The following is a 12,353-nucleotide window of genomic DNA, read 5'->3' as shown; positions in this document are numbered from 1 at the left end:
TACCTTTTCATGTTTAGCCAGCATAATTCATTTCAGAGACGTTAACTGTTGCTGACGTCTGAATAGAGTGTCACGGTACTATCACGAGACTTGGTGGCAAGTCTTGTGCCAAAAAATTGATCAATTGGTCAACTTAATGGTTTCTGCGCTGTAAGTATAATATAAAATAATAAATAATTGATTTGTTGATCGTCTTTGTCAAAATCGATCAATCCCTCTAACCTAAGTCGTCACAATTGCGACTCGGAGAATGCACCATGACTGAACACCACTACCGGATGGACTTTCCTGTCGGCTGGGAAGAGCTGCACCGTAATGCCCGCGCACTAGCCTGGCGACTCTTGGATAAGGGCCAATGGAACGGCATTATTGCGATTACCCGTGGTGGCCTGGTCCCCGCAGCAATATTGGCACGTGAGATGGATATCCGCATGATTGATACCATCTGTGTAGTGAGCTATCAGAAAAGTGACACTTACGGTACCGCCGCCGCCCAGGGTGATCTCACGGTGCTCAAGGGCGTTGCTGGTGATGGTGAAGGAATGATTCTGATTGATGACCTGGTGGATACTGGCAAAACGGCGCGTCATGTTCGCGAGATGTTGCCGAAAGCACACTTTGCCACCCTTTATGCCAAGCCAGCCGGAAAGCCGCTGGTGGATACGTTTATTACTGAGGTTAGCCAGGATACCTGGATACGGTTTCCCTGGGATATGGAGCATACCTTCTCTACGCCTTTGGCAGAGCGCCCTAAAATGCTTGGGTAAGGGGCATAGCCCTTTACTTCAACTCAGAGAGCTCTTCACTGAACGAGATTTTGCGCTTAAAACGAGGGTTTTTAGATGACATATCAATTTTATAGGGGTTAGCTTCCTGTTGTTGAACTTGGGGTAAGTTGAGAAGCGTAAGTAGCTCTTGCGCTAACCACTTTTCTACTTTTAAAACCACCATTTTTTTACGTAACCGCCCTTGTTCATCACGGTTCAAAATTGTTGGTAATGTATTCAGCGTTAAAATTTCATCAATAGTTGGGTGGGCCATACGTTCCCGCCCTTCGTCACTGGCATAAAAATGAGTGACAGCAAATACCATGCGTTGCGGCTTTATTTGCTGTAGAAATTGGCAGGATTTCACCACTGTAGATCCCGTCCGCACCATGTCATCAAATAATATGATACTGGAACCCTCTAAGCCGTCGAAGGTGTGTTCGCTTTCTTTATGCAAGGTGATTTCCACCTTTCGCTCAGCGGTACGCTCTTTGTCGAGCATGATAAATTTTGCTTTGCTTAAGCCCAGGGATTTATACATTTCTTTTACGAATTCACGCGCACCTTTATCCGGCGCGCAAAGCACCAGCCCTTCACCGTCATCGCCGTAGGTCAGTATGTTTGAATTTAACAGATAATGTGCATAGATCTGATAAGGGATTAAGTTATGAAAATCACCTTCAAACACATCGGAAAAGATTTTTTGCACTGACTCGGAATGGTTATGAACGGTCATGACGGTATCTACACCAGAAAGCTTCAGCACCTGGGCGTAAAGTTTGGCCGTAAAGGGTTGGCCGTCGAATTTCTTTATGTCATGGATATCTCGTTCAAGATGGGTTTGACCTGAATCCTGATAGGGGCCACGGTCCTGAGCACTGTAGAACAAGTCCGGCTCAACCAAAATCACCCGCTTCGCACCATTTTCTTTCGCAGCCCTCGCGATAATTAAATTTGCCATGGCCAATTCCTGCCGGCTTTTTATATGGCTCCCGGTACTGACAATGATGACACTCTTCCCCTTGAGGGTACGACCGATATGATCAAAATCCGCTTCGTCAGAAATAAATCGAGGGCAAAACTCAGTATTCATGAATTGCTTCATGCTGATCAGGTCGGCAATGTCTTCGCGTTGATTCATGGCATAAGCGACATCAATAGCAAAGGGATTATCTGAAGAATTGCTTACAACGATGACTTGCGTTGACTGTGTGGTCGGCAAATTCATGGATGATCCTTAACCAAGGGGTGAGTGATTGTAGATTTTAATAGGTGCGCTAGCATTTCGTAACAGATTAGTGAGTTTTTTATCACATAATGCAATAGTTTTCTCTTCAACGCTTATGCCAAACTCGTCAGAAGTCTTGAGTATGCCTCCGTAAATACCCTACTGGAGCATATTGCTCGCTGTCAGTTACGCTGGCTTTAGGCTACTCTGAGCGTTTATTAGACTTAATGCGGAGTTTTCAGTGAGCTTATCCCCTCATCCATTCGAAACCCTGACCCCGGATTTTATTCTGGATGCCATCGACGCGCAGGGCTTTCTCACGGATGGACGCATCCTGGCACTGAACAGTTATGAAAATCGCGTGTATCAGGTGGGCATTGAAGAAGAAATACCACTGATTGCCAAATTTTACCGTCCAGGGCGTTGGTCGGATACACAGATTCTGGAAGAGCATCAGTTTTGCTATGAGTTGGAAGAGCAGGAGCTTTCAGTGGTAACGCCGCTGAAAAATAGTCAGGGTGAAAGTCTGCTGCACTATCAGGACTTTCGACTGGCACTCTTTCCTCGCCGTGGCGGACGCGCACCGGATCTGGATAACCCGGACCATTTGTATCAGTTAGGGCATACCTTGGGGCGCATGCATCGTGTTGGTGCGGCGCGTCCTTTTATTGAGCGTCCGGTACTGGATCTGGCTTCATTTGGCTATAACAGTATCGAGCTGATCGCTCGGGATTTTATGCCAGCCTCTCTGCGTGAAGCTTACCTGTCGCTGACCCGTGATCTGATGCTGAGAATCGAAACTGCCTTTACCCTGTTCGATGATCTGAGCTATATCCGTGTTCACGGCGACTGCCATGGTGGCAACCTGTTGTGGCGTGATGATGTGGCTCATTTTGTCGATTTCGATGATGCACGCATGGCACCGGCGATGCAGGACTTGTGGATGTTGCTGAGCGAAAACGAGCGTCATTTGCGTGAGTTGCAACTAGCTGAGGTATTATCTGGCTATCAGGAATTTGCCGATTTTGATCCGCGCGAACTGCATCTGGTCGAGCCTTTGCGAACCCTGCGTATGCTACATTACAGTGCCTGGCTGGCGCGTCGCTGGCAGGATCCGGCGTTTCCACTGAGCTTTCCCTGGTTCAACACCGAACGTTACTGGGGCGAACACATACTACAACTGCGCGAACAGCTTTCTGCCCTGCAAGAGCCGGTGTTGCGCGTGCTGTAACCAGGATGATGGGACGATGTCATTCAGTAAAACCCTTGAACATCCGGTAGAAAGTGATTTTGAAATTAAGAAATCACGCTTTATCGGACGCATCGAAAGTATATACAGCCAGGAAGAAGGCCTCGCTAAAGTGGCGGCCCTTTGGCAGCAGCATCCGGAAGCGCGGCATGTTTGCTACGCCATGCTGGTAAACGGACAAGTGCGTCAGTCCGATGATGGTGAGCCATCCGGCACGGCTGCGCGCCCCATGCTTAATGTGTTGCAGCACAAAGGCCTGGATAATGTGCTGGCAACCGTAGTGCGCTATTTTGGTGGCATTAAGCTGGGCGCTGGTGGCCTGGTAAGAGCTTACAGTCAGGCGATCAGTGATCCGTTAAATACTGCCGAGTTGATTGAGGTACGTCCTCAATCCACAGCGGTTATCCATTTTCAGTATGAACATGAATCGCTTGTCAGGCATTTAGCAGATCAATATGGTGTAAATCTGGATGTTCAGTATGCACAGAGAGTCACCGCTCAAGTCACTGGAGAAACAGAGTGTCTTGAGCAGTTTCTGGAGATGACCAACAGCCAGTTACGGGGTGAGTTGATCCAAGATTCGGCTGAACAAACCTTCTAATTAGTACCCATCTATACATGACTCCCGCCATTACTTGCTGACTGCGAATGCAGCCATTAACGCTGCCTGATCAACTCCAACACCGCCTGGTTAGCAAAGCCGTCAGCCACTAACCCTTGGTCCTGTTGGAAGACTCCCAAACCCTTACGTGTATTCGGCCCCAAAATCCCATCGGGCTCGCCGACGCTATAACCCAGTGCATTCAGCCTTTGCTGAAGCTCACGCACATCGGCACGGGTTAAGGGTAGCTGATCACGCGGCCAGGGTTGTTGAATGCCTGCACGCCCGGCAATCGCATCACTCAAGGTGGCTACGGCCAAGGCATAACTGGTGGCGTTGTTATAGCGCAGGATAGTGCGGAAATTGGCTCCGACCATAAACGCTGGCCCCTGAGCACCTGCCGGGACGATCACGGCGGCACTGTCGAAGGTCGGCAGTGGGCCGTTCAAAGCCTGTACCCCTTGAGTGGCCCATTCGGCGCTGCTAAGACGCTCGGTTTGGGCATAGTCAAAGCCTGATGGTAACTTGACCTCTACTCCCCAAGGCTGTCCAGTCTGCCAACCGGATCGAGCCAGATAATTAGCCGTCGACGCCATCACATCGGCAATACTGCCCCAGATATCTCGACGACCATCACCATCACCATCCTGGGCATAGGTTTCAAAACTGGAAGGAATAAACTGAGTGTGGCCCATGGCACCTGCCCAGGAGCCAATCATCTCGTCTGCAGCAATATCACCACTGTCGATGATACGCAGCGCGGCCAGCAACTCTCCGCGGGCAAAGTCACTACGCCGACCGTCGTAGGCTAGGGTTGCAAACGAACTGAGTGCTGAAAAACTGCCGAAGTTGCCGCCATAATTACTTTCAATACCCCAGATAGCGACGATAATTTCAGCAGGCACACCATAACGTTGCTGCATTTGCATCGCCGTTTGACCATGCTCGGCCAACTTCTCTCGACCGTTGCTGACCCGGGTGGGGGATACGGCACTATCCAGGTATTCCCAAATGGGACGAACAAATTCAGGCTGGTAACGGTCGAGCTCGATCACGCGTTCCAGATAGCGCACATTATCCAGTGCCGAGAGTGCCCGGGGACTAATCCCTTGAGTCGCTGCATCACGACGGAATGCCTCGAGCCAGGCGTCAAAGCTTTCCCGCTGGTTGATTTGTTCTACCGCCTGTGGGATTCCCTGGCTGGTGTTAGATGCCATAATCGGTGAAGACTCTGATTGCGTCGAAGCGCAGGCCGAGAGCAGGGTAAGGGGCAGTAACAAACTAACACCCACCAACAGTGAACGGCAATGACGCAGTGTACTTGTATAACGTGTCATTCTAAATTCCTTTAAGAAGTCCAAGCCATTCTACTCTCCTGACGGCGCTGTTTGAATGCTGATTATCACAGATAGATAGGCATAAACTTCTAGTGAGATGGTTGCTTTAATGCTTTTGCTATGTCAGCTAGTTGCACTACAACCTGTTGGCCTGTATCTGAATCCGCCCCGCCAAAGGCATTGTTGCGAACAAAGTCCAGCTTTATCTGCTGCCATCGCTGAGCTTGTGCTGCAGTTAAAGTACCACGTAATTCAGCGAGCTTAAGTAAGTTTTCTTCTGCGCCGGTGGTTAGTAGCTGGGCTTCACCCTGGTAGAGGTCATCAATGGCTTGCTGTAACTCATCATCGTTCATTACCGCCGTAACTTTCTCAGCCAGTTTGTTCATGTTGCGATAAGAACCCTGCAGTCTGAATGGAGGTTCAGTTCGGTATTCATCAGCTTGTGCAGCACTGGCAATATATTGTTGATTCACTTTCAAAATGATCGTTTGAGCTATGCGTAACTTCTGCAACACAGATATCATTTCATTGAGCTCGGCATTGGAATAGCTGTGCTGAAGCTCCGCATTGGCAATTTGTTCTCCACGAGACATGGCGTCAATTTTGTAAAAGTCACTTAACTCTCGGGTCGCCAAGGGCGCTAATATTGGGTTCGAGGTCAGACAGTTTTCAATATACGACAGTTCAAACGCGTTTTGCTGGCCACCCAGGATATCACCCAGGTTATAAATATCCGCTCGGTTAGCCAGCATATCCGGGATTTTAAAGACTTCACCCGATTCCGTATAAGGGTTACCCGCCATGACCACACAAAACTTCTTACCGCGCATATTATAGGTTCTGGTGCGGCCCTTCCAGACACCTTCAATGCGCCGACTGCCATCACAGAGTGAGATGAATTTCTGCAAAAATTCCGGATGAGTATGCTGAATATCATCCAAATACAGCATCACATTGTTGCCCATCTCTAAGGCTAAGTTCAACTTATGCAGTTCCTGCTTTGCTGTTGCATTTGGGGCTTGCTGGGGATCAAGAGACAACACATCATGCCCTAAAGACGGGCAGTTAATTTTCATGAAAATTAATCCAAGCCGATTAGCAACATACTCCACTAGGGTGGTTTTGCCATAACCGGGTGGTGAAATCATCATCAATAGCCCCATCAAATCTGTGCGGCCACTATCTCCCACGGTACCCATTTGCTTAGCGAGGTTGTCGCCGATAATGGGTAGATACACTTCGTTAATTAATCGATTGCGAACGAAAGAACTCAGCGGTTGTGCTTTAAACTCATCGACACGTATGGTTTGACGTGCTTCACGAACGACCTCAGCCCGATCGAGAAGGTATTGTTGATAAGCCGGTAACCATTGCTGTCTAAAGGTACTTAAGCGCGCATTAAAATCATCAAGGCGCATTAGGAGTTGTTGCTCAGCAATACGCGGATGTTCACCTAACAGCTCAGTAACCCTGAAGCTGAGATCCACCTGCAAAGCCTTTATGGGTTCGCGGTCTTGGTTCAGTATCAGTAAAACAGCTTCGGGTATGTAGGGGCGTAATTCGTCAGCACCGCTATACTGAACCAGCGCACTTAGCCAGGCTTCAACCAGAGCCCATTGATCACCAATATCCCCGTCTAGCTCTGCTAATGCGGCTTGAAAACCTTGCCAGCTTTGATCATCTACACTGGCTTCAAGTTGTTTCGTTAATTGCTCTGCATATTTAGAGACCACATAGTCAATATGAGGGTGACTTAATGTCGCCACCAGAAACTCGGCACCCTGTCTGATACCCTGCTGCTGCAGGGGTAAGCGCTGCGCATCGACATAGGCACCTAAGTGTTGTGCTATTTCAGTTTCCAGCAATTGAATGGCTTGAGTGGTGTTAAACAGGCGACGCAACTGCGCCGCAGAGCGTGCTGATTGGGGCCAGCGTAGCTGGGCGGTTTCATGTTGAGTTTGCCACCAGAACAACAGTGTAATAGCACGTGCATCGGCGGGTAAGTACAACACCCCCGCGGCTTCACGGGCAGGGATGAGCTTATGTAAAATACGGGCCGCATCATGATCATGAATGCCTCGTTCATAGCCTTCTCTGTATCTGGACCCGCTGTACTCTCGAACCTTGGCCAGCAAGGTTTCAAATTGAGTGCTTGCTTCCACTAAGACGGCCCAACTCAAACCTTCTGTTTGGCTGTGTGCCGCGTGCAGAATGCTATCAGCCAAAAACTCTGCGCGATAAACCTGTTCATTTTCAGATTCCAGTGCTTGCTGCCAATAGGGTTTAGCTTTGACTAAACGCTGGTCATCGATAGTTTCGTAATAGTCAGTACCTGTCAGGTGTAAAACTAACGCATCACCTCTTGGAATTAGAGTGAGTTCGGGCTCTTGGGTATTAATACTGAAACGATGGCGAGGACCCAGTTTGATGACTGTTCCATTCTCTTCAAATAGATCTACCTGGTCGCGTAGTGCTCTAATGGCTTGCTCTTTTGCCATTTTAAGCCGGGATTCAATGTCGTCAGCCTTAACACTGTCATCCAGCTGGCGAAGCTCTTGAGCTAAGGTTATCAGCTTAAGCACCATGGGGTCAGATGCAAAATAGGTATTTAACTCATCGGCACGTTTAAACCGTGAAGAGCGTCGAGACAGGTTCACCAAAATACGGCTGCCCGCATCAAAAATTGACTGAGCGCGTTGGTTTCGTGAGTCAGTTAAACGTTGGCGGTGTGCTTCAAAGCTCTCTTGAATTTCCTCACGCTTGGTGAGAATGTCATTTAAAAATTCATTGTATTCCGAGAACTGTCCTTCAAGTTCTTCTAACTGAACAAACAGTCGAGACAGCTGCTCATCGCATTGATCCGGGGTTTGTGCCAAAGCGAGGGCATTGTTAATCGACTGGCTAAACAGTTTGAACTGGGCTGCAAATTGCGCCCGCGCTTCATCACTGCCAAAACTCTGTGCTCGGTTGCGTGCACGCGCTCTAATCTGGTTGGTTTGTGCGTAGATCTCACTGATTGAGTCAATGATGCGGGTGTGTTGATTGGCATCATCAATTTTTAACCCGGCAATTAACTCTGAAAGCAGATCCAGGCTTTCTGAGAGAGCTTTCAGCTCATTGAGTGTGGGTTGTAACTCGATGCTAGAGTTGGCCTGATCAACTGCTTCTGTCAGTAATTTGATTTGTGCGTAGTAAGGTTCCAGTGCCGTGTCTTGCTGCAGGAAGTTGGCAGTAGCATTTGTTATTCCTACTTCTGCCTGTATGACCTCCGCTTCCATTTCATCTACCTGAGCGACGTCTATGTAGCGTAACTCACGTATGGTTAACAGATGCCCGCGTTGCTGTCTTAGCTCCGATAAGGCTTGCACAAAAGGTTCTGGAGTTTGCCAGTTGTCAGGGCGCAAAGATGACAGTAATTGTTGCTGCCGTTGCTTGGCTTCTACTAAGGCCGCTTCAGCATGTGACTGAATGCTTTTAACTTTTTCATACTCATCGAGCACCAGCTCGGCTGTAGAGGAGACCTCTTTAAGTAAGCCTGCGATCTGCTCCAACTCAGGGCTGGATAACCAGTAAAAGTGATCAAATAAACGTGCAGCGGCTTGTGACAATGAATTGTAATGGTGGGCGCTGGCATCTTGTTGCAGGATTAAACGTATAGTCGAGTAGATTTCTGATATGCCACGTACCAGCTCGGGATTACCAATACGACCATAAAATGATTGGCTTGTAGGTTGCTGACTGGCGTAGCTTTCAGAGAAAAAAGGTGTGTGCCATACCTGCATGGGATGAGTGCGAGACGGCTCTTCTTCGGCGGTAAAGACAATTAAACGACCATCATCCGCCAAAGCATAGCCATGACTAATAATCGGGTTGCTCAAGGCTTTATTAATCATATTGTATGGGTATAAAGCTACGACCCCATCAGTCGCTTGGTAAAATACATAAAGCACATCCTCACCATTAGGTGAGCGAACAAATCGTTGGAAAACCAGTCCTTTTTGGTCATTGCTAAAGTAGCGCAAGCCGCCCTGGACTAAATAGCAGCCACCAGGAAAAATGATGCCATGGTTTTCAGGTAGTTGGATACAGGCTTCGCCTATATCATCAATACGTTTGACTTCCTGGTTAAAGCTGTTGAATACAAAATAACGGACGTGCGTTTCGCGATAGGGTAGTACACGTAGGAGTATAAGGTCGCCGAGCAAAGCATACCCTAGCTCAATATCGTTAAGCGATTGATTAGTTTCATCAACTGGCTCAGAGTATATCCCTTTCCCTGCTTCAGTATTGTTTTCAATTTTTACCGTCAGGTCTCCGCCCAGGGTATCAACAAAAATACGATCCAGAACTGAAAAATGAGGGTATTTACCATTCACCATGTGTTCGCGGCCTAGCATTGTCCACTCAAAATCCTGTGAGGGTGGTAGCTTAATGTCGCGTTCACCTCGATTGTCTATGTAGGTGACTGATTTAGCATCAGCACTTATCTGCCAACGAAAAACGCGTATATCGCTGCTGCGTTCACCTATCTGGAAAGAGGCTAATAAGCGGTTGTTGCGTACCTGTAATTGAAGCAGGCGCGCATTATTGTAGTAGGTGTACAGCTCGGTAAAGTCGTTTACAAAAGCGACTTCAGATAGAAATGTGCCCTCTAGCGCCACCTCTGCCATTTCAAACGAATCAGCTTCGGCATTGTGCCGATATAGAGCAAACACATCATTGACGGCAGTAGTGTTCTTTAATCCAATAAAGACGTTGTAACCAAATAGCAGATACTCTCCCACCTGAACAATGTCACGGGCAATGCAATTGTTCTCAGTTCGGACTCTAAATCGATGAGCCACTGCTAAATCAATCTGGCCAAACTCAGATAAGCGCGCTTGGTTGAGTGCCTCGACTTGTGATTGCAGTTGCTCTCCCTGCGTCAGCAATCGACTTCGAATCACATCATACGCTGCATTTTCAGTAACGCTTGGTGACTCGGCAGATGGGTCGAGTTCACTCTGAATGGAATCCTGAGAGTGGCTGGATTCTGACATCTTCACTATCCTTATGGTTTGCTAGATGAGCAGCGCTCAGCCTAAGCTAAGCGCTGTTTAATAAATTGATGCTATTTACGCCGCCTCAACTATCCGCTCTTTCTTTGCTTTCATTACCAGTTGGAAGCTGGCCGGATAAGAACTTGTTCAGTAAGGCCTGAATGTTAGGACTTTTTCCAGCCACGCCTTCGATTGCTTTACCCAAGGATAATGATTTAGCAAAGGTATCAAAATAATCACCCTGGCCACCGACAATATCAATGTTGGCATTACCCAGTGCGGAGGCGAGAACTGTGGCTTGATCGGCGGCGATGTCTTTATTAGCCGCAATAGAGGCCAATGCTTGCTCGAAATCCTTTTCAAGTTTCATGCGGAACTCTTCATGCTCGCGAGAATTTTCGGTCATAGAGTTCATCGCTGTAAACTTCTCAACCAGACCATCGGCTTCGGCTTTGAAGCGTTCTCGAATGACGGCCGCTTCGGCGAGACCTTGTTCTTTATTCGCTTTAGCACGTGCCATGCCTAATTGTTCTTCGCCTTGAGCCTCTGCTGTCAAACGCTCTTCTAACACATGGACCTCAACCAGACCCTGTTTTTCCGTTGCTTCGGCATTCGCTGTTTTAACGCGTGCTTCAGCCAATCCTCGCTGTTCCATACCCTGCGCATCGGCAAGTGCTTTTAGTTCTAATACACGCGCTTCAGCCGCACCCTCTTTTTCAATCGCCTGGGCATTCGCTATTTTGACTTTGGCAATGGCTAAGCCGCTTGCTGCTTCTTCTGCCTCAATCCCTTCGGCGAGCTTTTTCTTGGCTTCTGCGGTTTTGCTGGCTGATTCCAGTTCAGCCTGTGCCAAAATATTGACTTCCTGGCCACGATGTTTCGCTGTAATTTCAGCGGCTTCAGCCGATTTTACTTGTTTAACCAATTCTTCTTCTGCTTGAGCTGTCGCATGTAAGATAGTCACATCTTTCAGACGTTCAGCCTCGGAAATTGCCCGCACAGCTTTAGTAAGCTCTTCTTCCTCGGCAACGGTTTTTTCAACCGCGACACGTTCTCGTACCACAGCAGCAATGTTTTTCTTCTCAATTTCTAACGCTTTTTCTTTTTCAATTTGCTGTAGTGCCACCTCTTTTTCACGAGCGACTTGTTCTAGCTCTCTGGCTCTTTTTACTTTTTCTTCTTCAACGGCAATAGCGCGTTCTCTATTTTGTTGTGCAACTTCGATTTCACGTTGTTTGTTTTCTTCCTGGATACTCAAGCGTAAGTCAGTTTCAATTCGAGCGGTTTCAGCTCTTAGTCGTTCTTCCTCAACTGTTTTTTGTGTCTCAGCGGCTTCTCGTGCTTTGATTGTGTCGATTTCGCGCTTTTGTCGTGCTTCGGCATCGGCTTGTTGGCGTTCTAACGCCAGCATGGCTTCACGTGTTTCAACATCTTTTTTGGTTATTGCTAATTGTTTATTACGTTCTAACTCATTAGTAATAACATTTTGTCTGGCAGTTAACTCCGTAATCTTACGAATACCCTCGGAATCAAGGATATTGTTTGCATCAAGTGCTTCTCGTGGAGTTTGTTCCAGATAATCAATTGCCACATCTTCCAGCACATAACCATTTAAGTCATTACCAATGGTTTCGATAATTTTGTCGCGGAAAAATTGGCGATCCTCAAATAGCTTAACAAAATCTATTTGCTTACCTACAGTTTTTAATGCTTCTGAAAATTTAGCTGAGAAGAGCTCGTTAACGGCTAGACGATCAGATGCTCGATCAACACCAATTGCTTTAGCAACCTTCAAAACATCTTCGGCGGTTTCATTCACTCGAAGATAGAAATGAACATTAATGTCAGCCCTCATGTTGTCCGCACAAATTAAACCTTCTTTGCCCCGTCGATCAACCTCAAGTGTTATTAAAGATATTTTCATACCTTCTTTTTTATGTATTACAGGTAATACCATCCCGCCTGTAAAGTACACTTTGGGTGTTTTTGACATATCATTAATAATTAACGCCCAACCCTGAGGTACTTTGACATAAAATGCCTTGAATAAAGCAAGCACTCCAAGGATAAATATGACAAAAATTGCAACGCCTGTTAGTAAAGGCATCAAGAGTGACAAATCCATTCTAATT

7 protein-coding genes are annotated in these 12,353 nt (G+C 47.4%); 3 read left to right on the top strand and 4 right to left on the bottom strand.

Annotated features, from left to right (window positions below):
* Positions 1 to 257: 257 nt before the first annotated feature.
* A complete protein-coding gene (gpt, locus tag F5I99_RS16935; RefSeq protein WP_151058063.1) occupies positions 258 to 767 on the top strand; it encodes a xanthine phosphoribosyltransferase in 510 nt (169 codons plus the stop codon).
* Between the two features lie 13 nt (positions 768 to 780).
* On the opposite strand, the gene F5I99_RS16930 is transcribed toward gpt, so the two are convergent.
* Positions 781 to 1,995: a phosphoribosyltransferase family protein gene (locus tag F5I99_RS16930; protein ID WP_151058061.1), complete on the bottom strand. Its 1,215-nt coding sequence runs from the start codon at positions 1,993 to 1,995 to the stop codon at positions 781 to 783.
* Positions 1,996 to 2,236: 241 nt separating this feature from the next.
* Between F5I99_RS16930 and F5I99_RS16925 the strand changes: the two genes are divergently transcribed.
* Both F5I99_RS16925 and F5I99_RS16920 read left to right on the top strand, forming a co-directional pair.
* Positions 2,237 to 3,226, top strand: coding sequence for a serine/threonine protein kinase (locus F5I99_RS16925; RefSeq protein ID WP_151058059.1), 990 nt, complete (start codon positions 2,237 to 2,239; stop codon positions 3,224 to 3,226).
* Between the two features lie 16 nt (positions 3,227 to 3,242).
* Positions 3,243 to 3,845 (top strand): IMPACT family protein, encoded by a 603-nt coding sequence (locus tag F5I99_RS16920; RefSeq protein WP_151058057.1) that lies wholly within the window; start codon positions 3,243 to 3,245, stop codon positions 3,843 to 3,845.
* A gap of 56 nt (positions 3,846 to 3,901) precedes the next feature.
* Here F5I99_RS16920 and F5I99_RS16915 read toward each other — a convergent pair whose 3' ends face one another.
* The 3 genes from F5I99_RS16915 to F5I99_RS16905 all read right to left on the bottom strand — a co-directional run bounded on the left by F5I99_RS16915 (position 3,902) and on the right by F5I99_RS16905 (position 12,346).
* Positions 3,902 to 5,182, bottom strand: coding sequence for a lytic murein transglycosylase (locus F5I99_RS16915; protein WP_151058055.1), 1,281 nt, complete (start codon positions 5,180 to 5,182; stop codon positions 3,902 to 3,904).
* 89 nt (positions 5,183 to 5,271) lie between these two features.
* On the bottom strand, positions 5,272 to 10,221 hold the full coding sequence (locus tag F5I99_RS16910; RefSeq protein ID WP_151058053.1) for a DNA repair ATPase: 4,950 nt from the start codon (positions 10,219 to 10,221) through the stop codon (positions 5,272 to 5,274).
* 85 nt (positions 10,222 to 10,306) lie between these two features.
* Complete coding sequence (locus tag F5I99_RS16905; protein WP_225307455.1) at positions 10,307 to 12,346, bottom strand: hypothetical protein; 2,040 nt, start codon at positions 12,344 to 12,346, stop codon at positions 10,307 to 10,309.
* Positions 12,347 to 12,353: the final 7 nt, after the last annotated feature.

Origin of the sequence: Nitrincola iocasae (genome assembly GCF_008727795.1) — a bacterium.
Lineage (GTDB): Bacteria > Pseudomonadota > Gammaproteobacteria > Pseudomonadales > Balneatricaceae > Nitrincola > Nitrincola iocasae.
This window is presented reverse-complemented; position numbering and strand designations above follow the sequence as displayed.